The following is a 22,866-nucleotide window of genomic DNA, read 5'->3' on the forward strand; positions in this document are numbered from 1 at the left end:
GCATCCGAATTTACTGACGATGCACGGATTCTTCTCCTGCTCCAGCAAGCGTGCTGGATGTCGCAGGCGCCGATCTGATCGCAAGGTCCGGTATCGTTATCACGACTCTGTCGGCGCCCTATCTTCGTACCGCCCGGCAAGGCGCAGCTGACGCACGATCCCATTAAATGCCGCAGTCACACCCTGGGCTCGTCCGATCTCGTTCTCCTGGCGCGCCGCGTCCCAGTACAGTTCAAGCGGCCAACGCTCGCGGCAATGAGGAGGAAGACAGCGAATCGCCAGGCGGACGCCCTTTACCGGCGGCAACACCAAGCCCGCGAGATCGATTGCGCAGCGCTGGAGGTTCTCCTCGGTCACGATGACGCTGCCCTGGCTGCGGCTGCGCGTAAACTCATCGAAGTCGTCAGACATCCGCATTCTCCCTTGGCCTCCCCCTCCGCAGGCGGCATTTTTGTTATGGCCGATTTAGGCAGCTACTGCCCTGAAAGTCTTTGGTGCCAGGCCAGCATAGTGGCAAAATTGGACGGTTCCGGCCTGCCGTCTCACAGCCGGTAGGCTTGTCTCAGTCGGTCGATTGCGACTTCCTTGGTCATCGCTACTCCGAACCGCTTGGGAACGAAGTCATCCTGCGCGCCAACCCTTCGACAAAGGCCTGCATATCTGCGCTGATAGCATCCGGGATGCTCATAGCTTGCCTCGGGGCTCAGCAATTGTAACATCCGCGCGACATCGTTGCAGTGCTTCTTCACATCACGGCTATCGACCTTCTCTCCTTGCGCCTGACGGCGGCTGAGGTCGATCCAGGCACGAGCCTTGAAGGGAATCATGCCGGCTTCGTCCAGAACCGGGATCCCGTCCAAGGGACGCGCCATCGTTTTGAGGAAGGCATAATAGTCGTCGTCCAGCAGGATCGCGGACAGGCTGGCAGCTTCCTCGGCAATGGGGATCGGCGTGAGGTGGCTGCCGGAGGCCAGTTCAAAGCCATCCGGGAGATTGGAAAACAGCTCCAGCATCGCGGGATACCCATCTTTGGCGGGTTTTGCGAAGCGATACAAGATCCGCGCACCTTCGGCGCGCTGCTGGACTTCATAACCTGATGTCTCGACAAAGGCCATGAAGGCTGCGGAGAATGCCGGGTCGAGCGCCTCGACGATCAGCACGATATCCAAATCCCTGGTCGCGCGAAAATCGAGGCCGGCATCGTCCATGATCAATTCGCATGCTGCGCCTCCGATCAGGACATACTGATGTTCATGAGCCGCAAAATGGGCGCGGAAGCGATCGACGCCAGTTACCATTCAAAAGGTTCCAAAAGTTGCTCGGCTGCCTGCGCGATCCTTTCGTCAGGATCATGCCGTGTGCTCAGGTATCGGATGCGTACACCGAGCACTGCTCTCTCAAGATAAAACTTTATCAACAGTTGATAATTTGCTAGATTGATCCGAAAGGAGATGAGCCATGATCAGTGCGGATCTCGGGCACCAGCTAGAGAATTTTGTATCCACCTTGGTGGCTACGGGCCGCTACAACTCCAAGAGCGAAGTGCTTCGTGAAGGCGTAAGATTGATCCAGGATCGCGAAACGCGCCTCGCCGCGCTCGATGCCTCGATCATTCGCGGACTTGGAGATGCTGCGGTAGGCAATGTCACTCCAGCGACAGAGGTTTTCGACCGCCTGGAAGCGAAGTATCGGGACATGAGCGCGCAACCCGAATGATCGTCTCTCTGTCGGCTGAGGCCGAAAATGACCTTGAGACGATCGCGGATTTTATTGCGCGGGATAACGCGGCGAGAGCCGTCACGTTCCTGCACGAGTTGCGTGAAAGATGTCTTGGCTTGGCAGATTTCCCAGAGCGATACCCGTTTGTGCCTCGTTATGAGGCCCAACGTGTGCGCCGATGTTCACATGGCAATTACGTCATCTTCTATCGGGCTGAGAAGCAGGCGGTGGTTGTAATTCACATTTTGAACGGAGCGCAGGACTATGCGGCGGTGCTCGGTTCAGAGTGAGCCTGGCCCGGCAGGACTCCTTTCTTTATTTTAGATAATTTACATATCTGCGCGAAACCCTGCGGATCCAAAATAGGGGTGAGGCTCTCGCAATCCCCACCGGACAAGCCCCACGCTGATATCAGCGGAGCCCCTGCCGACGCCTTATGGACGCAGTCAAAACTCAATCAGGTTGTAACCTCGACTGCAAAGGAGCTTTTCCGCCCACTCCTTGGGGATCGGGTTACCTTCGGAGTTCAACGATATCGCGCCGTCAGCGCGATCGAAGAGCGCTACGCAAAACTCGTCACTGTCGAACCGCGATCGATACTGAATGCCGTCCAGATCGGTGTCATGGAAGACTTGTGCCGCGATTTGCTGCGGCACGCCATAAGCGGCAGGATTGTCTACAGGATCGAAATCTGCAGACACCCCCGCCGAGGTTGTCCTGAACCACGCTAGGCCTGGTCCATGAACCTTGGCGAGACGCACAGGCTGCATCGTCGTAAAACTGGCGGAACGCCTGCGCGCAATCTGCTCCCAAAGAACATCCCTTTCAGCCGGCGCGCGCAAAAGCGTTTCGGCAAATGGGCCGACGAGGGTCTTCCCGAGGTAGAGTACGCCGAATTTGCGATCAGGGTCATCCCAGCGCCAGGTCGCGTCCTTGCGGCCGTACCATCTGGCCGCGACTGCCGATCCATGAATGCGTGAAGTACCCTGCCCGTGGCGATCGTCGCCACAGGCATCCTGCCTGTCCCAGCCATCCCAAATCAGTCTTCGAGCGTTTGGGCGAAGCGCACCACGAGATCGATTTCAGCCGCGCTGCCGCGTAGCATATCTATAGGCTTCCTGCCATCGAGCCCCTCATCTCCGGCCACGAGGAATTGAAGGATGGCCCAACCACCGGTCTGCGGAACACCACTCAGTACGCGCGCGACCCCAGGGAGGATCGTATTGCCGTCGAATTGAAAAACCGGGAAAAGCTTGGTCCCGTTATCCTCGACCATCAGCAGTCGGCGCTCCTTGACCGCCTTGTAAACGGCCTGGATAGTTTTATGCCCCAGCAGCTCGCGCACTTTTTCAGCGGTCAGCGCGCCGCCCGCGGCATCGATCATGCGCCGCTTGAAGGCAATGGCCTTCGTGAGCTTCTCTGCCGCCTCGGGATTATCGGTTTCGACAGCGGGGATACCGCGCGCGAGGTTGAATACCAGACTGGGTACATCGATGCTGCGGATGGCCGCCGCCTTGGCGGAAGCCGGCATCAACTTGATGATGCGCTCCGCGCTCGCCATGATACGGTCCCGGAGGAGCTGATCGGGGTCTACAAATCCAAAATTCGCCAGGCGTGTCATTGCATTCCTGTTCAATCAGTTTCATATACCGCGGACACGAAACTTTTTCAACCACATGGCCATGAGCACGGTGATATCATGGTCACCGGCGTCAGCGTCCAAGGGATTAATGAGGATTGAGGACCACCGCTCATCGCCGGCCAGGGGGCGGGAAGGCCCTGAACCGTCGAAGCAAAACGAGCATCACGGGCCAGTCATTCGGGATTGGCGGCATGTTCGATCAACGATCCTCGCGCACTATAATGGTCATGACACGCCGCGCGACGCTGATGTCCGCAGGATCGGATGATAATGCTAATGGCGGCGACGGGTGTGCGGTACCATCCTCGGCCGCATCCCAGGGCTTGGTTTCAATGGCCATCACTCAATCTCCCTCGCCATGGCTGGTGCCCGCTCGATGTCATCCGACTGCGAGGACTCGTCGCCTCCGCACAGCAGGATCACAATCACGTCGCCCCGGCGCGTGCGAGTACAAGAAGCTGCAACCTGGCGGCTTTATTTCCGGCGGCGAGCCCGAGCTTCACAGCGCGTTCGACGAGGATGGCGACAGCCCGGAAATGGACGGCTTCAACTGCACCGAGAGCTGGAGCGATATTTACGAAGACAAAGGGCTCTGGCACCGGCTCGACACGCCCCTTTTCGATAATGATGAGTAATGAGCGAGGCGACAGTATATTGCATTCATGTTGCACGGACTTGCCCGCGCTAGTCGGAAATTGGCATAGAACGGTGGGAATACATGTAGTTAAATACAAAATGGCCGAGTCGGCTGAACATCCAGTACCTGCTGAGTTATCAGGGTAATGGGTGGTAACGGAGGAACGGCTCGAACCTCCGACACGCGGATCCGTGAATCCGTGAATCCGATAATGTACCCTGCCCGTGGCGATGGTAGCAACGGGCATCTTGGCTGTCCCAGCCATTGGCGATCAGTTCTGCCATGGGATCGTCAGCGAAAGTGCCAAGGCAGGTCCGGGTGATGACGATGCGCCCGGTATGGTCGAGGCCGTGACCGCAACGATCGTTGAGACGTGCGATGATGTCGCTTTCGGACATTTTAGTGGAAGTGGCGAGCGACTTGGCAATTCTCCTGCGGCTCAGGCGGCGAGACGGGGCGCTGCGACACAGCGTTGAAGCGTTCGATCCAGCTGCGTATGCGGCTCCGCAAATTTAACATTTGTATGGATACAGCCCATGCAATATGGCGGCATAATTACCCTATCCTCTCGAGATATTCCGCGCGCCGATGCTTCATATCGGTCCTGTCCGTGCCTACACGTCTAAATTGTATGTTTATATGCATGGTCATTGCATGGTTGAAATGCATGTCATATATGGGAGTGAGAATCAATTAGACCTATCGAGGTGCTGTCCCATGTTGGACTCGAATGACGCATCTGCCAGCAAAGGACGCTGGATATTTCACTGCGGATTGAAGGGGCTCTGCCCCGAATGCGGAAAGGCATCCATGTTCCGCAAGTGGCTCAAGTTGCAAACGACGTGTCCAAATTGCGGGCTCAGCTACAATTTCGCCGCGCCGGACGACGGCCCGGCTTTCTTCTCGCTGTGTATTGTCGCGTTCCCGCTGACATTCTTCGTCGTCTGGCTGCAGGTCGCCTTTGAGCCGCCTTTCTGGGTGCATCTTTTCACGTCCGCGCCTTTGATGGCGCTCGGATGCGTCCTTCCCTTGCAATACATCAAAGGCTGGCTGGTCGCGTCGCAGTACGTGAACAAGGCGCAGGAAGCCGGCACCGAGAACCTTTGGGCGCAGTTGCATGCCCGGGCAGAAAGCGAGGAGAAGTGATATGGGGGACCCGCCTTCTTCAGCGGTCTCTGAAACGGATGGGAGTATCAATCTGGCGGCCCGGCTCATCTCGGGCCTTTACGATGCCATCAATCGACCGGATCTTTCCGGCATGATCCGCAACGGCCAGGCCGAAGATTTTCCAGAGATCAAGACTGCCGCCGACCTGCTGAAAGCAGAGACCGTTCGACTTGAACGATACGAAGTCGCCCTTCGTCAGTATGCTGACCCTGGGTTCTGGGAAGATATGGCCTCTGCCGGATCGCTTGCGCTGTACGATGGCGGGGAAATGGCGAGGAATGTGCTTGCCGGGCGCCCCGCATTCTATCACCGAGACTGACAGCTCAAGCAGCGTCAAAGACGTTTAGAAGGTCATCATGCAAAGCTGGATTCCCGACATAGCCACGGTGAGCGGCCCGAAGTACCTCGCGATCGCCGAGGCGCTCGCTCGTGATATCGACACAGGGAAGCTGCGCGAGGGTGACCGCCTTCCCCCTCAACGAATGCTGGCGGAAACTCTGGGGCTGGACCTCACGACCATTACCCGTGCCTACGGGGAAGCACAGCGCCTTGGCCTTCTGGAAGGGAGCGGTCGACGCGGAAGCTTCGTGCGTTCCAAAGCATCGGCGGTGTCGGACATCCGCGTTCCGGACGCCGGCGATACGGGAATGAATGCTCCCCCTGAAGACTTTGGCGGGTCCCTTGCAAGCGCCTTTCGGGATTGTGCTTCTGACTTGCTGACACCCGAACACGGCGTACTTCCGTTTCAGTATCAGCGCAGTGGCGGTGCCGCATCGGCGCGCAAGGCAGGTGCCGATATGCTGGCAGGGCGCGGCATCCCGTGTTCTGAGGACAGCGTACTGGTAGCTGCTGGCGGTCAGAATGCGCTCCATGCGATTTTTAGCGCGGAACTCAGAGCCGGCGATAGACTGGCTGTTGCCCCTTACGTTTACCCTGGCCTGCTTGCGCTTTCCCGCAGATACGGCATCGAGTTGGTCGCCGTGGCGTCAGACGAAAACGGGCTGCTTCCGGAGGCACTGGACAGCGCATGTTCCGCAGCAGCCGTGCGGGGTGTGTACCTGGTCCCCACCAACGATAATCCCACTGCCGTCAGCATGCCGGCCGACCGCCGAGCGGCGATCGCACAGGTCATTACGCAGCATCAGCTTCTGTTGATCGAAGACGACGCTTACGGCTTGCTGCCTGCCCAGCCGCTGGTGCCGATCGCGGCCCTCGCGCCAACAAATGCCTGGTACATTGCGAGCGTCTCGAAAGTGCTTACCCCGGGGCTGCGTGTAGCCTGGTTGCGTGCTCCTGACGTCGCTGGCGCGTGGCGTCTTGCTGCCGATATGCACGAAACAGCCATCATGGCACCTCCCTTGAACGCTGCGATAGTCACGCAATGGCTGCACAGCGGTGCCTTTCACAGGCTGATCGAGGAAGTTCGCACCGAGGCATCTATCCGTCAGGCGCTCGCTCGCGAATATCTTCCGGCTGGTTCGTTTCGCGCGCCGGAATACGGATATCATCTCTGGTTAGAAGTCCCTGCGGACCTTGATACCCGGCATATTGCGGATGCTCTGCGCCAGCACGGCCTTTCGGCCATTGCGGGCGAAGCATTTGCGGTCGATCCCGCAATGCCTGGTGCGACTGCGCTACGCGTGTCGATTGGCGGAAGTATATCACGAGAGCGGTTGCAGCGCGGTCTTCAGCTACTCTCGGCTCTGATAAGCCCTCAAGCGCCCCGAAAGATTAGCCTAATCTAACAAACCAACTGGTTGCGACGCCTTACGATCCCGCTGGTACCAGCCCTTGTCCCAGGCAGCAGTCCTCGGGGCGCCGACATCGCAATGCCGGCGCCCCGGCAGGCCCTTCTCCACTGGGGCGCTGACCTGCGCGCCGCGCCTGCTGCAGCGAAGGAGGACATTTCAGCTGACCGGCAAGGGTGTAGCCTCGAGGAAGCCGATGCGCTCACATCCAATCTAGTAGGCGGGCAGGAAGGCTTCGGTTAGTTAGGCTAGGCTTTGACCGCGGCCGCCGGCTTGGCACGGAAGCTGATGGCCATGCGGTTGTAAGCGTTCATTAGACCGATCGCGAGCGTCAGGTCGGCCAGTTCCTTTTCACCGAACACGTGCGCGGCGGCGTCGTAGTCGGCCTGCGGCACGTGGGTCTGCGCCACTTGCGTCACTGTTTCGGCCCATGCCATCGCAGCGCGCTCCCTGTCGTCGAACAGTGCGCCGGCTTCGTGCCAGGTCTGCACCAGCACCAGGGTCTCGATCGCTAGCCCGCCCTGGATCAAATCCCGGCTATGCATGTCGATGCAGTAGGCGCATCCGTTGATCTGGCTGACCCGAAGGTAGACCAGATCTATCAGTCGCTTGGGCAAGCCGCTGCCGGCCACATATCCGTATACTGCGCCGAGCGCCTTCATGGCCTGCGGAGCTGCCTTGTTGTAGTCCATTCGCATTGAACGTCTCCTTCAGGGTGACGCCCGTTACCGGGCGTCACCAGGTTACAGTCACAGGTTGCTCATACCGCCGTCTATGATCAGCTCGCTGCCGACCGTGTAGCGGCTCTCATCCGAGGCAAGATGGACGACGGCATCGGCGATCTCGAGCGGGTCTCCGAAGCGGCCGATCGGGATGGCTCCGATCAGGTAGTCCTTCATGCCAGACAAGTCGCCGTCGGAAAGGCCGAGCTTGCCGTAGATTGGTGTCGTCACCGGACCAGGGCTGACGACATTCACCCGCACGCCCCGGCCGACCAGTTCGCCTGACAGCGTGCGGGCCATTGAGATCAGTGCCGCCTTGGTCGCGGCGTAGACGATCGAGTTGGGCTTGCCGAGCCGGGCGTTGATCGAGCCGTTTAGGACGATTGAGGCGGTCTTGCCGAGCACCGGCAGCAGCGCCTGGACGAGGAAAAGCGGGCCCTTGACGTTGACCGCGAAAGAGCGGTCGAAGCCCGCCTCGTCCCACGCTTCCAGTGGACGGAAATCGGCGACGCCGGCATTGACGAACAGCACGTCCAGCCGGCCGAAAGCGGCGCGGATCGCCTCCACGACCGCCGCCTGTCCGGCAACGTCGCCGGCATCTGCGTGGATGGTCAGCACCTCGCCCAGCTCGGCCTTGGCGGCGGCAAGCTTCTCAGCGCTGGTGCCGGTAATGGCGACGGCAGCGCCTTCTTCGAGGAAGCGGCGGGCGGTGGCAAGGCCGATACCGCTGGTGCCGCCGGTGACGAGCGCGAACTTGTTGGCGAGACGGGTCATGAAAAAGCTCCTTTAATCAGAAGCCGGCGGTCATCGTCGGCGACAACAAGGGATTTATTGCAACCATGGGCCTTGATCGATGGCCCGAAAATGCATCATTCGTTCAGGAAAGCTGAAGGATGACGCTATGGACCGCTTGCGCGCTTTTGAAATGTTCTGTGCCGTCGTCGGGCGCGGAGGTTTCGCCCGCGCGGCCGATGCCCTCGACACCTCGCCCGCCAACGTCACCCGCTACATCGCCGAACTGGAAGCCCATCTGGGCACTCGCCTGCTCAACCGCACCTCACGGCGCCTGTCGCTGACCGAGGCCGGCGAGGCGCTGTACGAGCGCGCCCGTGCGATCGTCGACGACGTGGCGGAAGCCGAGGCTGCGGCCACCGCCAGCGCGGAGGGCGCGCGCGGCCGGCTGCGCATAAACGCGCCGCTGGTATTCGGCATCCGTCACCTCGCGCCGCTGTGGCCGCGGTTCATGGCGCTGCACCCCGAAGTCGAGCTCGACATCGCCTTGAGCGACCGGGTCGTCGACATCGTCGAAGAGGGCTACGACCTGGGCATCCGCATCTCACGCGCCGGCTCGCAGGCTTACGTAGCGCGCAAACTGGCAACCTCACGCAACGTGCTGTGCGCGGCACCTGCCTATCTTGCGCGGCACGGTGCCCCCCAGACGCCCGCCGATCTCGTCGATCATGCCTGCGTGATCTACGGCTATGCGCCCGAGCCCGACGTCTGGACGCTGCTCGATGCGGACGGCGCCGAGACGCGCGTGCGCGTTGGGACGCGCCTGCGCACCAACAGCGGCGACACCGCCCGTCTTGTCGCCCTCGCCGGCGAGGCGATCACCTGGCAACCCGGCTTCCTGATCGGCGAGGACTTGCGCGCGGGCACTCTGGTGCAGTTGCTGCCTGGCTGGCGCCTGCCGGACATCGACATCCTGGCGCTCTACGCCAGCCGCCGCCATCTTTCCGCCAAAGTACGGCTGATGGTGAATTTCCTGAGCGAAGCATTCAAAGGCGTCCCACCGTGGGAGCGAGACTGAAGCGTCGCGTTGTTCAAGGACACATCGCACGCGATCGCGATGGCTCCCATGGACGGTCAGGCGCCAGCAGAAGTATCCGGTTGAGCGCCCTAAGAACCTAGGCACACCCTCGCCGAGGCGGGAACCTGAAACGTGCCGTGACGGGAGGCGCCGCATTGCTGCGTCAGATTTCAATCCTGGTGAGGAGCGGCCAGGCATCACGCCATGATTTCGATTGGATCCGTTCCTCATAGATTGAGCGCTTATCTTCCTCGAAGCGGGGCGTTGGACGCAGAACGAGGTCGAACATGTCGTGTAGACCGAACGGGGCCGCAATCTCGCAGTCACCTGCGTGTGTGCGGCGTGCGGCGATCGCGGTGGCTGTTTCGGGCCAAAACCGCATGGCATCGGTCGCGGAACTATAAGGCGCATCGCCATTGCGAACGTGCATCCGGGCTTGGTTCTTGACCGACCAGATGATGGACGGCTCCGAAACTCTCAGCAGCGCTTCAAACTCTCTGTCATGGATCGCATCGGCACGACGTGGATCGTACCAGATTACATCGACATCACCGCAGATCGGCATAGCGGATCTTTGGTGGAGATGGTCCCACACCGCATTCCTCACGAAGCCTGCGCCGATCCAGCAGTCCGGCAATTCCAGTGCCGCGACCACACCCAGAAGGTGCCAACGATGGGGATCAGCGCGAAGAATGGAAGATACGCATAAAACCCGGTCCATCGGATAACCGTAAAGTGTCCTGCTAAGTTGAACAGGCGGAAAAACGCTTGATGGCGTGGCGCACCGGCTTGGCAGACGCTGGCGTTCGGAGGCCCATCAGCATCATTGCAATAATCGCGGTCAGGTGAGCTTGAGCGCCTGCCGTGTCTCATCCGTCAGCGTATAGACCGCCAACCGCTGCGCCCCGCGGTTCTGATGATCAACCCGATATCCCTGATAGTGTCGGTGTAAGAGACCTGCGCGGACGAGCTCGGATACCGCGCGACTGACGTTCGTCAGGCCCGAGGCTCGAAGACGCTCACGAACGATCTCCTCGATTAACTGCTCTGCCTGGGCGTGGTCGTCCGGCAATTCTCCCTTGCCGGCAAGGTCTTTCCTGACACGTTCAGAAATTCGTACACCATTCGGATCCCGGCGCCCGATCGGAGCGATGGCATCGCACAGCCATTCGCGTACGGTCATCCGCCGGTCGCTGCTCACGACGTAGGGGCCTGCAGAACCAGTTCCGCTGCTTGCCTGGGCGATAAGGTTCAGCACCATGTAAGCATATCGCGGTCGCTCGCACGCCTCAGTCAGACGCTCCAGAATGCCTGGCACGCCGGTGCGCCCCTGCGGATTGGGTTTGGCGTCGGCGGTCTTCCCGCTGGCGAATAGATCAAGCTGGAACATACCATGAATCAAGCACACCCGGGACTCTGTGTGAATCCCTTTTCTTTTCGCGCCGACCATTTACCGCAGATGGCACTTTACCAGCGCGTCCGGGTAAAGTGCCATTAGGGAACCTTTGGGAATTGGATGCGCACTTGGCCAACCGTGGGCTCCGCCGCGACGAGGTTCGCAGTCGAGGTCGCAAAAACCTGCTCACCAAACCGCCGCCTCATATGTACCGCGACTCCGTGAGCATAACGGGCCTGGCGCCATCGCGTCGGAGAGTGGTAGATTCCAACCGCCCGCCAATAATCTTTGCTCACCGCCAGGCCGCTTAGAAAGATCCAGTTGGCGGCCCTGACGTTGAAGCACGCATCGTTTGCCAGCCAGGAACGGATGACTTCTGGCCTGCGGCCTATAAGCTCGGAAATCCGTTGCACCCACCAGCTGTTCACCTGAAGCGGCCCCAGATCGTGCGTCCCGTTGCTGTTCCTGACTTCGGCGCCGATCCACCCTGCCTCCTGATCACGGAGCCCCCAAAGCGTCCGCTCGAGCCAGACACGGCCATTCGCGACCGAACCGATGCACCGGGCGATCTCGATCTCGCCCGCCGCGACAGGGACAGCGGCTGCCGAACACGGATGGAGTGCAAGCGTCACGCTGATCAATGCGCCCAAGAAGCGAGAGGTCGCGCGGCGGCAATGGTGAACTGGCATGCCATTGGGATCATCGGTCATGTCGCTGTTGCCTCCTGGCATGATTTCCATTTCCATGGGGGTGAGTTGTCGTCTCGGTGCGACTTGGAGAGCGCTCTGCAGTCTGTTTGGCGATGATGCGCACGAGAAGACCGTCGAGCATGTCCGCAACTGCCTTCGCACTGCCGGCAATTCGCCCTGCGCCTCGCGGCGCTCCCGGCCTCCGGTCGATTTTGCGCTCAAGCTCTCGATCGCGTTGAAATTCCCGGGCAGCCTCTTGGTCGTTGCGGGATCGCGCCAAAGAGGCCGCGTGACGATCACGAATTGTGCTCATTGCACTTCGATCGAGACGCCCAAGACCCTCCAACGATGACGACTTCTCACCTGTGAAGCGCTCGAGCTTCTCGGCGAGGCGCTTCGCGTCCTCGGTCCAGAGCTTAACCCCGAAACGTGCCCGGGTGATTGCGGTGTAAAAGTTCTGCCCCGTCACCAGAGCAGAATTCACCGGCGCCAGCACATAGGCACGGGCATACGTCTTGGACTGCGCGGAGAACACGGTCTCGGCATAGCCGTGATCCCAGGTCTTGTGCCGGTCAAGATCGACATCGGCAACACGTTCGTCCCGATCCCAGCGGATGGTGGCCCGGCTCCCATCAAGGGCAATAACCGTGCCGCGCTCGGCGTTCTTCAGCTCCAGCTCCCGATTGACGAGCCGCCACTGGATACGGTCGCCTGCGGCGAGTGTACGCTCTTCGCGATTGAAGACATTAACGTGGCGGACTTGGCCGAGACGAGGATCCCACCTGATCATGCGGCCATTCTCATCTACCAACCTGATGATCTGCCGCCTGTTCGGATCCCGTCCAAGCCCGACGACCCGGTATTCGGTGTCGCGAGCGATCCCGCGCGAAGCATTGTCGCGCGCAAAGATCACGACCTGCCCACCGGAATAGAACCTCGCAAAATACTTCTGCTGGTCTGACAGGCCAGCTGGCGCCAGGATATCGAGACGCGTGTCTTCCGCCGCTAGAATGCCTTCGCGTCTCAAAGCTTCGCGAATACGTGCATTGACGCGAAGGCGCGTGGCATTCTCAAGGACAAGAATGTTCGTGGTTTCGCGGTTCTGTGGACTAAGCCGCGTCCACTGGTCCACAAGGCTACGTGCGAGTTGCCCGGTCTCTCCGCCACTCTCCACCTTGTCCAGATGCGCAAGCGAGGATGCATAATCTCCATTTCGAGCAAACGTCACCGCGGCCTTCATTGACCGCGTTTCCTGTCTCAGCGATTCAGGCAACTGCGCGGTAGGGAGACCGAGGCGCTGCATCAGCCAGAATGGCTTGCCCTGTTCGATGGCGCCTGTTTGCTTGTTGTCACCGACCAGGATCAGGCGAGCGCCAGTTTCGCGGCTGATTTCCAGAATTCGCAGAGCCTGGCGACTGCCCAGCTGGCCTGCCTCATCGAGAACCAGCACGTGGTCACGGGAAAGGCCCCTCCCCCCGGTTGCGAGAAGACTGGCCACCGTCCGGGAAGGTATGCTTGCGGTGGCCCCCAGGTTCGCCGCAGCCGAAGAGGTGGGTGCCAGGGCAATGAGTTGATGCTCCGGCGCCGCCGCCTGCGCAAGCGCTCGAATGAGTGTGGATTTACCAGCCCCCGCTACGCCGTGGATCCCTGCCACACGATCTCTCGAACGTGCGATATCGACCAGCGCCTGCTCCTGCGCCGGGCGCAGACCGGCCACCTCAAGCACCCGAAGAAGACGATCGCTTGTCGCCAGTGGTCTCGCATCATCGGTGGCAAGTGCCATGTGCCAGACCAGCGCCATTTCCATTCTCGCTGTCTTCCTGGTAGTGCGTCCACGCGTGTGGAGGCGGTCCCCGGTCGGCTCTTTCGTTGCTAGGATTTTCGCCCTGGCTTCGTGCTCGGCGATCAGGGGCCTGATATCGGAAAGCCGAACTTCACCGACATGTGAGGCGAGACCAAAGCGAAGCATCCGGCCCAGGTTGTTAACCGTTTCCTGCGTTTCAGCCTGCCGGATCCCGAACAGCATTGCGCGTCGGGCGTCCCCCGGAAGGCTAAGTGATTTTTCCTGTGATGCCTCCACCTCCAGAGAGCGGTCGAGCACAGCCTTCAGCGCAGGCTGATGCTTGGATGCACGCGCATCCCACCGTTCCCTCAGCCCCTCCAGGCTGGTTTTCGCCTTGGCGCGCCGCGTCTGGTAGAAGGACCGGCGGCGCGCGGCCTGCCCCGTCAGGCCATGCTCGGCTGCATGAGCGTCGATCTGTTCGGCGCGCTGCGACATATCGCTAATCAGTTCGCCCGGGACACCGGTAATCTCGAACAGCCCCCGGCGGGGATCAAATTCGATAGCGAACCCGCTCCGCCGCAGTTCATGCGCCAGTTCGTTGCGGTATACCTGTCCTGCGACCATCTGTTCCGCGTACATCGCACGGGTCTCCAGACTGGACATTTCCTCACCGGCCCGGGCGTTGGTCATGTTCATGACGACGACATGCGTATGAAGGTGCGGATCAAGCTCTCGGCTTGCATGTTCGGTGAAGCGCCCAAAGAGCAACCTGCCTGTCGTATGGTGGTTGATCTCGCCATTCTCTCGCCGGCGAAGGCCGGCGTGCTCCTCCAGGTAGGATAGCGCTACGCCCACGGCGTGCTCATGTGCGGCGAGGATCCGCTCATCTCCCATGACGAGCGCCATGATCGACACGGACTTCGGCGCATTGACCGCGAAGTCCCACCCGGGGTGGTGCTGGATTTCACCATCGGCACGGTGACGTCCGAGCTGCTGTCCATTGACCCGGCCGGCCAGCAATTCCTTGAACACTTCGGCATCGACCTTGCCGTGAAGGCCGAGTTCGGCAGCGAGAGCCCCGCCCCATTCCGAGGGCTCGTCGGCGCCCTTGGTGTAGTAATCGCCGACGGTGTAGTAGCGAGCGATGTTGCTCGCGGCCCCCTTGAGGCGGCGCGGGTGGATCATGCCGGACGGGCCTGATGCACGGGCCCATTTTCCCGGTCAAATACGTTAAGATCGACCTTGATGCCGCCCCGAATGGGGGCAAGCATCTGAGGGAGCGCGCCGGCTTGCGCTTCAGTCTTTGACGTAGGTTTCGTTTCGGTCTTCGAGGCGATATCGGTCGCAGGTATCTCCTCCGGGGTTGAAATGAACAGGTTTGGTTGCACATCTGGTTCACGCTCCGCAGTGGCGTTGGAGCGACCGCGTGGACCTTCCTTGGCTGCGCTGGTAATTCCGCCGGTATCTCGCTCAGGCGGCGTATCCCGCTCGACAAACCCCTCCGCGATCGAGGGCACGGTGTTGAAAGTGTCAGCGAACCGGACGACCGGCAGATTGCGCCCAAAGCGCAGAAAGCCGGACAGGTTCGGAAGATTGGTCACCTCGGTATGCATCACGAGTGGACGCGTCACCTGCATTCGGGACAGGTTCACGCCGTCGCGCATGTCGTTCACGCCATAGGACATCCCTTCATTGGCTTCGACCTGCTCGACCTGCCCCAGGTTTTCCGAGACATGCTTCGCGGTCGGGGTGTCGTTCGCCCGCAGGGCAACCCAGGTGGAGCAGTATCCCGTGATCGCCGCCGCATCCTGGATGCCGTACGTTGCCTCCAGCTGCGGGTAGGATTGAAAACCCAGAATTCCGCAGCCGCCGTACTTCCGGGCACGCGCCAGAAAGTCGGACAGGGAAGGTAGTTTTTGTAGACTGGGGAGCTCGTCGATAACACAGTAAAGGCGTCTCTCGCGGTCCGGTGCGAGGCTCATGATGGCGGATATCGCGATGTCGAGCCACACCGTGATGAGGGGCCGCAAGGAAGGGAGCTGGTCCGCCTTGACGGTGATGAAAAGCCAACTGTCGCCCTCCTCGTTCTCCACCCATTCACGGATCGAGAGCCCCTTGCGGGTGTCGTCGAGATAGGAGAATGAGCGCATGACAGAAGCGAGTTCAGCTTGAATGCCCGCCGACGTGCGCTCCCCTTCGACACTGATGAAAGCGGCCGCGTCTGTCCCCGCAGCGAACGCGGCCAGATCCTTCAGCCGGGAGCGAAGAAGGCAGTCCAGGAGGATCGAGACCAGCATCTCGCGTTCGCGGGCGAGCTTGCGCAGGACCGCAACGAGTGTACCGCGCGCAGCCTTTGCCCAGAAGGGATCGCCGCCCTTGTCGGGGATCGTGGATTCGGCGATCTGGTCGTAATGGTACTCGCGCGGAACGTCGCCCCAGGGCGACCAGCGGCTCGTTCGCTTGTCGAGCGGATTGAGGATTACATCATGCCCGGGGCGGTAGAACTTCTCCACGAAAGTGCCGGCCGTATCGTAGACGATCGCCCGGTTACCGGCAGTCCTGATGCCATCCAGCATCTTGACGATGAGGTTCGTCTTTCCGGTGCCAGGTGCCCCGCACAGAAGTATGTGTTCGGGCTCGAAGGCACCGGGAACGGGAACACCGCCGATGGAGAAGCTTCCCCGAGGCTGCTTGCGAAGCAGTGCGCGGATCTGCCGGATCGTGCCGAAGCGGGCCCCACGCAGATATTCGTTCGACCCCAGACCTCGTCCCGTTTTCGTGAAGGTGAACCAAGCGACACCGAGCGCTGCCGCAGCGAATATCCCGGCAAACAGTGCTCCCTCAATCAGGGCCCGTTCGAACGCGTGCAGGGACTGTTTGGCGAGGGGTGAGGCCATCAGCCAATCAGCCGATGTCCAGTACGCCTTGCCCCCGGGCGTCCTGAACTGGACCGGATCATTCGTCCCGGGCGCCGCGTCGGTCTTGAAGGTCGCCTCGATGAGCTTGGCGAGGACGAACCGTTGGTAGTCACTCGTATGTTCAAGCGCCCACCAGACGGTGCCGATCAACCACAGCACTATCCCCGCCAGCAAGGTCTGGAAGAAGACCTGCGTTGTCATGCGGACGTTGTGCACGATCGCCTGCCCACCCCTCGTCCAGGACCCGAGGGTGTCGTTCCGAAAGATGCTCATGAGCGCCCCTCGGGATCGAGAAGTCCGCGCTGCGAGAGTAACGTCCTGGCATGCGCCATGCCCTTGGCGAGTGTGTCGGGCGCTCTGTCGCCAAGCGATGTGGCAAGGATTGCAAAGGTCTGGATGCAGGTCGCCAGAATCTCGTCCTGCGAGGAATAGACGTACCTGCCATCCTGATCGGCCGCGACAGAAAGTGCAGACCGGATGAATTCGCTGAAGGGCAATTGCGCACCAGCGGCGCGCTGATGCAGCCGGTCGTGAAGCTCCGGATCGAGCCGTACGCTTATGCGGGTCATGTCGAGCATCCCTTTGCAGAGGCTCGACCGGAACTGTCTTTGAAGCGCAGACAGATTACCCCATCCCGTTCGCGCACTCAATGCCGAGACGATTGTAGGCAGACTGAGGCCGAGATTCTGGAACATTACCGTGGTCGGACATGTCGGACAGGTTATCCGCTGCGATCTGAGGCCCTTGAGGGAAGCGCATAAAATCCAGGCGGACGCGTCAGCCGCGGATAGCTGAGCATGTCAGCCAAGTCTGGCGCATATAAGATACTATAATTGCTTTGAAAATTGGCCGAAGCACCCGTGCGTACGGTGCATGCCTTCTTTCACCCGCAAGGGTGTGAGTCGCACCCATCGCAAGAGCTTGCTCTTGCGCCCCTAAATCCGCCGTCTGGCGGCCCAAAGGGTTGAACCGATAAGCCTTTTTCCGCTGCGGCGGCGCGAGGCTCCTATCGGGATCAAGGGTCAGGGCAGCACCGCTCAATCTGATGCTGCCGCCAAATCCCAGTGTTCCCCGGGGAAGTTTTTCCGGGGCGCACGTCAACCGGCTTTCGTGAGCCGGGTTTCAAGGAGCGCCGCCATGCGACGCACACAACGAATCGATTTGGCATCCGTAGATATTTCCACCCTGCCTCTCCCCGATGCCGGGGAATATCTGGTCCACGATACACAGGCTCCTGGCCTCGCATTACGCCTGCGAACCTCAGGAGCGCGATCCTGGGTCACTTTGGGCACCCATGAAGGCAAGACCCTTCGCCGCTCTCTGGGCGACGCTCTCAAGGTGCCTGTGGCGATTGCTCGCACCCTCCACTCCACCGCCACGCCCGCGCTGCCCACCGGCAGCGCCGTCCTTGCCCTCTACTCCGCGAACGCGACCGTCAGCGAAGTGATGGCGGGCTATCTCGCCTTTGGAGAAAACCGGCGCTGGAAGGCCTCGACCGGAAGGAGCATGGAGATTGCTTCCCGCCTGCACATTGCGCCTTCGTTTGCAGACAGGCCGGTGTGCGGAGTGAACCGATCCGATGTCGTCGTGTGGCTGACGGAATTGGAGCAGCGCCTCGCCACAACCCGCGTAGCACTGTCCACTTTGTCCGGCATGATGGTCTATGCCGAGGACCACGGCCTTCGCCCTCCCGGTTCGAACCCCTGCAAGGGCCTGCGCAAGAAAGCCCAATCAACGCGCGGCAGTCACCTGTCGCCAAACCTCATCGCAAAGCTCTGGGCTGCGCTCGACCGCTATGAGGTGCATGACCGGGATGCTTGCGATGCCGTCCGCCTGCTGATGCTGACCGGCGCTCGCAAGATGGAAATCCTCGGCATGGAATGGGATGCTGTTACGGGACCGTGCGCCGTGCTGGAGGATGCGAAAGCGGGGCCGCGCGCCATCTGGTTCAACACCCCTGCGCGGGAAATCATTGAACGGCGGCGTACTCTCGGAAGCGGGAAATGGGTCTTCCCGTCTCGCTCTGGAAATAGCTCGCGAAGGTCACTGGATCGCACGTGGTCGCACCTGCGAAATGAGGCAGGCGCGCCCGCGTTGCGGCTCCACGATTTGCGGCATCACTTCGCGGCAGTGGGGGTGTCGAATGGTATCGATTTGAAGTTCGTCGGTGCGCTGCTCGGGCACCACGATATCGACAGCACCTTGATCTACGCACACCTTGCAACCGCATCGCTTTCGAAATCGGCGGGCCGCGTATCGAAGCTGATCGATCAGGCGATGCGCGCCGCGGAAATCGAGCCTGACGAGGGGCGGCACCGCTCCACGCCTTCCCCGGAATGGGCCAATGCCCTCGTCTCCAGCGAAGCTTCGGAGGTGTGCTATGCCTAACTTCGAAGCCCCCCTGACGGAGGCCATGTGCTCCAGCGCCGCACCCGAGCAGCGGGAATACGTCATCCGAGATGCACGGCAACGATGCCTCAGTCTGCGGGTCCGCCCGAGCGGAACCAAAACATGGATTGTTCGGCATCGCTCATCTGGCGGTCAGACCCGCGTGTCTATCGGCCAGTATCCGGAAACGAACCTCAAGGCGGCCCGTGTGGCTGCGGCGGCGGTTCTCTCTGGGAGTTTTGCGCCGGTCCCGGCAAGCCTGCGCTTTGGAGAGTTCTGCGCCGAACACGAAGCGCGCCACGCGGTCGGATTGAAGCCGTCGGGCCTTCGCTCTTATCGCAGCTATGTCCGCAACCAGTTGATTCCGGCTTTCGGCCTTTTGCCCATTGCCCGGATAACGCGGGCCGATGTTATCCGCTGGTTCGAACGCTACAGCGCCACCAGCCCTGGCGGGGCAAATCGAGCGCTAGGCATACTCGGACAGATGCTGGCCTCCGCGCAGCAATGGAATCGAATGCCCTCCAATTGGGTCAACCCAGTGTCCGGCGTGCGGTACAACCGGCGTAAGACACGAGGAACATTCCTTTCCAAACCGCAGATGGCACGACTGGGAACGGCCCTCACTCTCCGCTCCAAATCGGGATGCCTGGCAACGCAAGCGCTGGCGGCCCTCGCACTGACCGGGTGCCGCGCTGGTGAGATGCTAAGTCTTACGTGGGGCGAAGTCCTGCCAGATCGGTTGCGGCTCCGGGATAGCAAGACCGGCGCGCGGGACGTTCCGCTTGGGACAACTGCTCGCCGGTTCTTTTCCGCCAATCGTAAGGCGCGGCTATCGGCAAGCAATACCGCCCTTGTGTTCCCTTTTCCCGGCCTTGATGGGTACGAACGTATCCGCACGGTCTGGAAGGGGGTTCGCCGGGACGCACAATTGCCGACCGCCCTGCGCATCCATGACCTGCGGCACAGCTTCGCCAGCCACGCGATCATGTCGGGAGAGACGCTATTCACCGTCTCGCGGCTACTCGGCCATAGGCGGGTGCAGACGACAGCCCGATATGCCCATCTGGCTGATGACACCATGTTGAAAAGCGCCGAGCACATCGGCTGGCTCATCATGGCACAGGCAACGCGATCTCGGCAACGGCGCGAACCATCTCCATCCGAAAAGGGAGAGGCGGCATGAACGATCTCATCTACTCGCCCAAGCCTCTGACAAAGGCGGATAAGGAAATGGGCCGCCGCATCTGGCTCATCGCCGCCCCGCGCATGACCCGGCTTTCCATTGTGATCGTTCGGTTGCGGGTCGCGCGCGGGTGGCCCCCGGAAAGAATATGCAGGCGCCTGCACATCTCGCGGCGCAAATTCCGGCGGCACCTACTGATCGCCATCAGGCAGATCAGCAGGGCACGAGAAGAACTCCAACGAAAGAAAGGGTAAGCCTGCTCTGGGCGATGCGCGTGAAAGGGTGCATCGCCCGGTTTGGCTTGCTATGGGAACAGCGTGAGAACCGATCTCGATCATCTACCCCCGGCAAAGCGCCGCGAACTGGAGCTTGTGGTAAAGCTCATATTCGAGGAATTTGGCGACGCCGTCGCCCTAGCCCAGCAGGCTTGGAAAAAACAGGCGCGGATACTCAAGATCATATTGTTCGGAAGCCATGCGCGCGGCGGCTGGGTTGATGAGCCTCACACAGCTAAGGGCTACCTATCTGATTTTGATCTGCTCATTATCGTTAATCATGACAGGCTCGTAGATCGGGGGAGCTACTGGAGCAGCGCTGACGAGCGCCTCATTCGAGAGCGGACGGTGGCTGGCACTTTGCGAACGCCCGTCAATTTCATTGTTCACACTTTAGGAGAGGTGAATGCAGCTCTATCAGAGGGCCGCTATTTTTTCACGGACATTGCCCGTGATGGTATCGCCATATACCAGTCCGACACAAGCAGGCTAGCTGAGCCGCGCTCAAAGTCATCGTCCGAGGCCTTAGCTCTTACCCGCGAATATGCGGAAGATTGGATTTCGACAGCTGATGGGCGTCTGGATACGGCGAAGTACGTGCAGAGCCAAGGTCGTTCAAATGAGGCGGCTTTCAACATTCATCAAGCTGCGGAACGCTACTACCACGGTCTACTGCTCTCTTTAACATTCTATTCGCCGCATACGCATAGGTTGGGAGTCTTACGGTCGATCGCTGAACAACTTGCTCCGAACCTGATTGGAGTTTGGCCGCGAGAGACCAAATTAGACCGCGCTCGCTTCGAAAAATTAAAAGATGCTTACATTAAAGCGCGATACTCGAAGCATTATCAAATTGAAAATAGCGATCTCGACTGGCTGATTAGCAGAGTAAGCGATTTAGGCCGCACCGTCGCTTCGCTTTGCAACGAAAGAATTGCCTTTCTCGAACGGCAAGCTGCCTCAGCTTTATGATAAATCACGACACCTTAAAATATAACCTTGAATGGATTTAAAATGTCAGAAAACGAAAATGAATTAAAATTGGCCGAAAAATTGATAATAGATGCCGTGGAGGAGCACTGGAACAAAAATCAGCGTGCATTCTTGTTAAGTACACTTGGCTCTATCCTGAAGCGCCAATTTGGAGATACCAGCGCTCTCTTCCCAAAGGGACTGAAAGATTTCTTACGGGAATGGCCTGTGGTGGCATTGGTGCAACATCCGGATGTTCAAGAAAAGACTGGCCTCATCCCGGCAACTGTGCCCATTCCAGATGATATTTCCGCATTGTTCGCTAAGGGACATCCGCACCTCTCAGAACCCAATCGTGTATCGTACGTTCAAGCTTTCTGGGATGCATTCCATACTCCGATTGAAGCGCCTCGATTTGTTTCGATCAAAACTGGCGGATTTTTTGAGATAGTTGACGGCAAGCCTGACGCAAATGACGTAAACTATGAAATAACGGCAGCCGATATTGCACCGACAAATTTCCAGCAACCAATGGCTGAAAAGGTTGCGGCAACCCAGGAGAAAATTAGCGCGTGGCTTGCGCGTCATTCGCTTGATCATTCGACATTTGCTCGAAAGCGTTCCCCTCGTGATAACCGAATAGTTTCGAGCAGCACCGATATGTTGAAGCAGGTATTTTCTAAATTATCTCATCACGATCAGGCACGAATTTCTATTCCTCTTGATATTGTCCTAAAGTTGATATCGTGATGGCCTCCACGCATTTCATTGTGTTTATCGGGGCGGGAGCATCGTTATCAACCAACCTTTTGAGTTTGGGAAAGCGTATCGCAAAATCAAAAGTGATTGCTCCTGCGATGGGCAAGAAATCTGTAGGTGTAAATGAGCAGTCTGTAGAGAAGGCGGTCGAAGCCCTCTATCGCGCGATGAAAGACGAACAGGCTCCTGCCGAGACTGCACGTCTATCGATCTGGGGCTATGGCCCGCCCAGCCCTGATGACCTCGCCCATCTATGGGAGGCGTTTGGACGTTCCGCTTGGATAGAATTCATTCCAATCGAATACGTACACAAAGAAACACCAACGCGCACCTATATTGAGAATCGCATCAACGGCATTCTACCGTTGCTCCACGAAGTATCCCAATCACTGTATGCGAGCAGAAAATCCTCTCCCCTGCCGCTGCCTTTGTTCAACTTTGATTCTAAAATCACAAAACATCTTGGTCGATTTTGGTACCGAGGGCTGCAAGTAGATGAACTTAAGAAAGAGATCGGCCGGCTCTGCAACTTATTTAGGCAATGTAAATTCGACGGCGCAAAGAAATATAGCGACGACCGCAACCTAACATTCGAGCCTGCAGCAGATGGAGTCTGTCATGGGCAACCTCATCCCACTGGAGCGACCCCGCGCCATTTCCTCGCGGGCCGCTTTCGCTTTGGGGCATCGATCTTCAAAGGGTTTCATTATGAGGTATCTTCCTCAAAATCAGACACACTTCAGTGCACGCTGTATGACGGCGGGACGGTAGCACGCGCACTAAAGTCGGAAAAACGAAAATACATCAACGTGTTTCCAAACGATCATCTGCTTCCAGCCCCACCGCAAAAATAAATAAAGCGGACTACAGTATTTGTAGCCCGCTTTACTATTGGCCGAAGCCGAAATTTCGTTCTGAGTTTTCTCCACGGAGTCGTCTACATATGTAGCACGCTCGCCGAGTGCGGTAATTCAGCCTTTTAGATCATAGCTGACACGGCACTTTTGTAGTCCCCTCTAACCTTGCAACTCAGCATCAACGGTTATGAGCTTCCTACC

25 protein-coding genes are annotated in these 22,866 nt (G+C 59.4%); 13 read left to right on the plus strand and 12 right to left on the minus strand.

Annotated elements, in window-relative coordinates:
• Positions 1 to 99: 99 nt before the first annotated feature.
• On the minus strand, positions 100 to 411 hold the full coding sequence (locus BES08_RS34375; protein ID WP_231958412.1) for a hypothetical protein: 312 nt from the start codon (positions 409 to 411) through the stop codon (positions 100 to 102).
• Positions 412 to 542: 131 nt separating this feature from the next.
• Positions 543 to 1,298, minus strand: a complete 756-nt coding sequence (locus BES08_RS28670; RefSeq protein WP_008833389.1) for a hypothetical protein — start codon at positions 1,296 to 1,298, stop codon at positions 543 to 545.
• A 160-nt stretch (positions 1,299 to 1,458) separates the two neighbouring features.
• Here BES08_RS28670 and BES08_RS28675 point away from each other — a divergent pair, with 160 nt between their 5' ends.
• Positions 1,459 to 1,716: a type II toxin-antitoxin system ParD family antitoxin gene (locus tag BES08_RS28675; RefSeq protein WP_008833390.1), complete on the plus strand. Its 258-nt coding sequence runs from the start codon at positions 1,459 to 1,461 to the stop codon at positions 1,714 to 1,716.
• Complete coding sequence (locus BES08_RS28680; RefSeq protein WP_008833391.1) at positions 1,713 to 2,009, plus strand: type II toxin-antitoxin system RelE/ParE family toxin; 297 nt, start codon at positions 1,713 to 1,715, stop codon at positions 2,007 to 2,009. The genes BES08_RS28675 and BES08_RS28680 overlap by 4 nt, the downstream gene beginning before the upstream one ends.
• 156 nt (positions 2,010 to 2,165) lie before the next feature.
• On the opposite strand, the gene BES08_RS28685 is transcribed toward BES08_RS28680, so the two are convergent.
• Together BES08_RS28685 and BES08_RS28690 are read right to left on the minus strand one after the other, a co-directional pair.
• Positions 2,166 to 2,762, minus strand: coding sequence for an RES family NAD+ phosphorylase (locus tag BES08_RS28685; RefSeq protein WP_248006470.1), 597 nt, complete (start codon positions 2,760 to 2,762; stop codon positions 2,166 to 2,168).
• Complete coding sequence (locus BES08_RS28690; RefSeq protein ID WP_069710079.1) at positions 2,759 to 3,340, minus strand: hypothetical protein; 582 nt, start codon at positions 3,338 to 3,340, stop codon at positions 2,759 to 2,761. Before BES08_RS28690 ends, BES08_RS28685 begins: the two co-directional genes overlap by 4 nt.
• A gap of 212 nt (positions 3,341 to 3,552) precedes the next feature.
• On the opposite strand from BES08_RS28690, the gene BES08_RS34650 reads away from it, so the two are divergent.
• The 4 genes from BES08_RS34650 (at position 3,553) to BES08_RS28705 (ending at position 6,910) form a co-directional block, all read left to right on the plus strand.
• Positions 3,553 to 3,996 carry a hypothetical protein gene (locus BES08_RS34650; protein WP_156800037.1) on the plus strand — a complete coding sequence of 148 codons (444 nt, stop codon included), beginning with the start codon at positions 3,553 to 3,555 and terminating at the stop codon, positions 3,994 to 3,996.
• 719 nt (positions 3,997 to 4,715) lie between these two features.
• Complete coding sequence (locus BES08_RS28695) at positions 4,716 to 5,144, plus strand: DUF983 domain-containing protein (protein ID WP_069710080.1); 429 nt, start codon at positions 4,716 to 4,718, stop codon at positions 5,142 to 5,144.
• Between the two features lies 1 nt (position 5,145).
• Positions 5,146 to 5,484 carry a hypothetical protein gene (locus tag BES08_RS28700; protein WP_069710081.1) on the plus strand — a complete coding sequence of 113 codons (339 nt, stop codon included), beginning with the start codon at positions 5,146 to 5,148 and terminating at the stop codon, positions 5,482 to 5,484.
• Positions 5,485 to 5,521: 37 nt separating this feature from the next.
• The gene (locus BES08_RS28705; protein ID WP_069710082.1) at positions 5,522 to 6,910 is read left to right on the plus strand and encodes an aminotransferase-like domain-containing protein; all 1,389 of its coding nucleotides are present in this window, start codon (positions 5,522 to 5,524) and stop codon (positions 6,908 to 6,910) included.
• Positions 6,911 to 7,161: 251 nt separating this feature from the next.
• On the opposite strand, the gene BES08_RS28710 is transcribed toward BES08_RS28705, so the two are convergent.
• Positions 7,162 to 7,605, minus strand: a complete 444-nt coding sequence (locus tag BES08_RS28710; protein WP_008833397.1) for a carboxymuconolactone decarboxylase family protein — start codon at positions 7,603 to 7,605, stop codon at positions 7,162 to 7,164.
• A gap of 57 nt (positions 7,606 to 7,662) precedes the next feature.
• Positions 7,663 to 8,409 carry an SDR family oxidoreductase gene (locus tag BES08_RS28715; protein WP_069710083.1) on the minus strand — a complete coding sequence of 249 codons (747 nt, stop codon included), beginning with the start codon at positions 8,407 to 8,409 and terminating at the stop codon, positions 7,663 to 7,665.
• Between the two features lie 127 nt (positions 8,410 to 8,536).
• Between BES08_RS28715 and BES08_RS28720 the strand changes: the two genes are divergently transcribed.
• A complete protein-coding gene (locus tag BES08_RS28720) occupies positions 8,537 to 9,445 on the plus strand; it encodes a LysR family transcriptional regulator (protein ID WP_069710084.1) in 909 nt (302 codons plus the stop codon).
• 163 nt (positions 9,446 to 9,608) lie between these two features.
• Here the strand turns inward: BES08_RS28720 and BES08_RS28725 are convergent, their stop codons facing one another.
• From BES08_RS28725 to BES08_RS28750, 6 genes are all read right to left on the minus strand, one after another.
• Positions 9,609 to 10,166, minus strand: coding sequence for a nucleotidyltransferase family protein (locus BES08_RS28725; protein ID WP_037517261.1), 558 nt, complete (start codon positions 10,164 to 10,166; stop codon positions 9,609 to 9,611).
• A gap of 120 nt (positions 10,167 to 10,286) precedes the next feature.
• Positions 10,287 to 10,835 (minus strand): hypothetical protein, encoded by a 549-nt coding sequence (locus BES08_RS28730; protein WP_037517263.1) that lies wholly within the window; start codon positions 10,833 to 10,835, stop codon positions 10,287 to 10,289.
• 104 nt (positions 10,836 to 10,939) lie between these two features.
• The gene (locus BES08_RS28735) at positions 10,940 to 11,587 is read right to left on the minus strand and encodes a lytic transglycosylase domain-containing protein (protein ID WP_231958413.1); all 648 of its coding nucleotides are present in this window, start codon (positions 11,585 to 11,587) and stop codon (positions 10,940 to 10,942) included.
• A complete protein-coding gene (mobF, locus tag BES08_RS28740) occupies positions 11,541 to 14,498 on the minus strand; it encodes a MobF family relaxase (RefSeq protein WP_069710086.1) in 2,958 nt (985 codons plus the stop codon). Before mobF ends, BES08_RS28735 begins: the two co-directional genes overlap by 47 nt.
• Positions 14,495 to 16,504: a type IV secretion system DNA-binding domain-containing protein gene (locus tag BES08_RS28745; RefSeq protein WP_008827966.1), complete on the minus strand. Its 2,010-nt coding sequence runs from the start codon at positions 16,502 to 16,504 to the stop codon at positions 14,495 to 14,497. Before BES08_RS28745 ends, mobF begins: the two co-directional genes overlap by 4 nt.
• Positions 16,501 to 16,800 carry a ribbon-helix-helix protein, CopG family gene (locus tag BES08_RS28750; protein ID WP_008827967.1) on the minus strand — a complete coding sequence of 100 codons (300 nt, stop codon included), beginning with the start codon at positions 16,798 to 16,800 and terminating at the stop codon, positions 16,501 to 16,503. The genes BES08_RS28745 and BES08_RS28750 overlap by 4 nt, the downstream gene beginning before the upstream one ends.
• Positions 16,801 to 17,677: 877 nt before the next feature.
• Here BES08_RS28750 and BES08_RS28755 point away from each other — a divergent pair.
• The 6 genes from BES08_RS28755 (at position 17,678) to BES08_RS33420 (ending at position 22,662) form a co-directional block, all read left to right on the plus strand.
• Positions 17,678 to 18,619, plus strand: coding sequence for a site-specific integrase (locus tag BES08_RS28755; protein ID WP_197524516.1), 942 nt, complete (start codon positions 17,678 to 17,680; stop codon positions 18,617 to 18,619).
• A complete protein-coding gene (locus tag BES08_RS28760) occupies positions 18,612 to 19,802 on the plus strand; it encodes a site-specific integrase (protein ID WP_197524517.1) in 1,191 nt (396 codons plus the stop codon). The genes BES08_RS28755 and BES08_RS28760 overlap by 8 nt, the downstream gene beginning before the upstream one ends.
• Positions 19,799 to 20,056 carry a hypothetical protein gene (locus BES08_RS28765; RefSeq protein ID WP_069710089.1) on the plus strand — a complete coding sequence of 86 codons (258 nt, stop codon included), beginning with the start codon at positions 19,799 to 19,801 and terminating at the stop codon, positions 20,054 to 20,056. Before BES08_RS28760 ends, BES08_RS28765 begins: the two co-directional genes overlap by 4 nt.
• A gap of 63 nt (positions 20,057 to 20,119) precedes the next feature.
• A complete protein-coding gene (locus tag BES08_RS28770) occupies positions 20,120 to 21,049 on the plus strand; it encodes a nucleotidyltransferase and HEPN domain-containing protein (RefSeq protein ID WP_069710090.1) in 930 nt (309 codons plus the stop codon).
• A gap of 42 nt (positions 21,050 to 21,091) precedes the next feature.
• Positions 21,092 to 21,799, plus strand: coding sequence for a hypothetical protein (locus tag BES08_RS33415; protein WP_156800038.1), 708 nt, complete (start codon positions 21,092 to 21,094; stop codon positions 21,797 to 21,799).
• Entirely contained in the window at positions 21,799 to 22,662 is an 864-nt protein-coding gene (locus BES08_RS33420) for a hypothetical protein (protein WP_197524518.1), read from the plus strand. The genes BES08_RS33415 and BES08_RS33420 overlap by 1 nt, the downstream gene beginning before the upstream one ends.
• Positions 22,663 to 22,866: the final 204 nt, after the last annotated feature.

Origin of the sequence: Novosphingobium resinovorum (assembly GCF_001742225.1) — a bacterium.
Lineage (GTDB): Bacteria > Pseudomonadota > Alphaproteobacteria > Sphingomonadales > Sphingomonadaceae > Novosphingobium > Novosphingobium resinovorum_A.

What these genes read in the sequence shown, in the direction of transcription:
- BES08_RS33415 (WP_156800038.1), top strand. Translation starts at nt 21,092, where the DNA reads ATGTCAGAAAACGAAAATGAATTAAAATTGGCCGAAAAATTGATAATA.
- mobF (WP_069710086.1), bottom strand. Translation starts at nt 14,498, where the DNA reads ATGATCCACCCGCGCCGCCTCAAGGGGGCCGCGAGCAACATCGCTCGC.
- BES08_RS34650 (WP_156800037.1), top strand. Translation starts at nt 3,553, where the DNA reads ATGTTCGATCAACGATCCTCGCGCACTATAATGGTCATGACACGCCGC.
- BES08_RS28710 (WP_008833397.1), bottom strand. Translation starts at nt 7,605, where the DNA reads ATGGACTACAACAAGGCAGCTCCGCAGGCCATGAAGGCGCTCGGCGCA.
- BES08_RS28750 (WP_008827967.1), bottom strand. Translation starts at nt 16,800, where the DNA reads ATGACCCGCATAAGCGTACGGCTCGATCCGGAGCTTCACGACCGGCTG.
- BES08_RS28730 (WP_037517263.1), bottom strand. Translation starts at nt 10,835, where the DNA reads ATGTTCCAGCTTGATCTATTCGCCAGCGGGAAGACCGCCGACGCCAAA.
- BES08_RS33420 (WP_197524518.1), top strand. Translation starts at nt 21,799, where the DNA reads ATGGCCTCCACGCATTTCATTGTGTTTATCGGGGCGGGAGCATCGTTA.
- BES08_RS28755 (WP_197524516.1), top strand. Translation starts at nt 17,678, where the DNA reads ATGGCGGGCTATCTCGCCTTTGGAGAAAACCGGCGCTGGAAGGCCTCG.
- BES08_RS28675 (WP_008833390.1), top strand. Translation starts at nt 1,459, where the DNA reads ATGATCAGTGCGGATCTCGGGCACCAGCTAGAGAATTTTGTATCCACC.
- BES08_RS28670 (WP_008833389.1), bottom strand. Translation starts at nt 1,298, where the DNA reads ATGGTAACTGGCGTCGATCGCTTCCGCGCCCATTTTGCGGCTCATGAA.
- BES08_RS28725 (WP_037517261.1), bottom strand. Translation starts at nt 10,166, where the DNA reads ATGGACCGGGTTTTATGCGTATCTTCCATTCTTCGCGCTGATCCCCAT.
- BES08_RS28680 (WP_008833391.1), top strand. Translation starts at nt 1,713, where the DNA reads ATGATCGTCTCTCTGTCGGCTGAGGCCGAAAATGACCTTGAGACGATC.
- BES08_RS28690 (WP_069710079.1), bottom strand. Translation starts at nt 3,340, where the DNA reads ATGACACGCCTGGCGAATTTTGGATTTGTAGACCCCGATCAGCTCCTC.
- BES08_RS28735 (WP_231958413.1), bottom strand. Translation starts at nt 11,587, where the DNA reads ATGGAAATGGAAATCATGCCAGGAGGCAACAGCGACATGACCGATGAT.
- BES08_RS28705 (WP_069710082.1), top strand. Translation starts at nt 5,522, where the DNA reads ATGCAAAGCTGGATTCCCGACATAGCCACGGTGAGCGGCCCGAAGTAC.
- BES08_RS28765 (WP_069710089.1), top strand. Translation starts at nt 19,799, where the DNA reads ATGAACGATCTCATCTACTCGCCCAAGCCTCTGACAAAGGCGGATAAG.
- BES08_RS28745 (WP_008827966.1), bottom strand. Translation starts at nt 16,504, where the DNA reads ATGAGCATCTTTCGGAACGACACCCTCGGGTCCTGGACGAGGGGTGGG.
- BES08_RS28700 (WP_069710081.1), top strand. Translation starts at nt 5,146, where the DNA reads ATGGGGGACCCGCCTTCTTCAGCGGTCTCTGAAACGGATGGGAGTATC.
- BES08_RS28720 (WP_069710084.1), top strand. Translation starts at nt 8,537, where the DNA reads ATGGACCGCTTGCGCGCTTTTGAAATGTTCTGTGCCGTCGTCGGGCGC.
- BES08_RS34375 (WP_231958412.1), bottom strand. Translation starts at nt 411, where the DNA reads ATGTCTGACGACTTCGATGAGTTTACGCGCAGCCGCAGCCAGGGCAGC.
- BES08_RS28695 (WP_069710080.1), top strand. Translation starts at nt 4,716, where the DNA reads ATGTTGGACTCGAATGACGCATCTGCCAGCAAAGGACGCTGGATATTT.
- BES08_RS28760 (WP_197524517.1), top strand. Translation starts at nt 18,612, where the DNA reads ATGCCTAACTTCGAAGCCCCCCTGACGGAGGCCATGTGCTCCAGCGCC.
- BES08_RS28715 (WP_069710083.1), bottom strand. Translation starts at nt 8,409, where the DNA reads ATGACCCGTCTCGCCAACAAGTTCGCGCTCGTCACCGGCGGCACCAGC.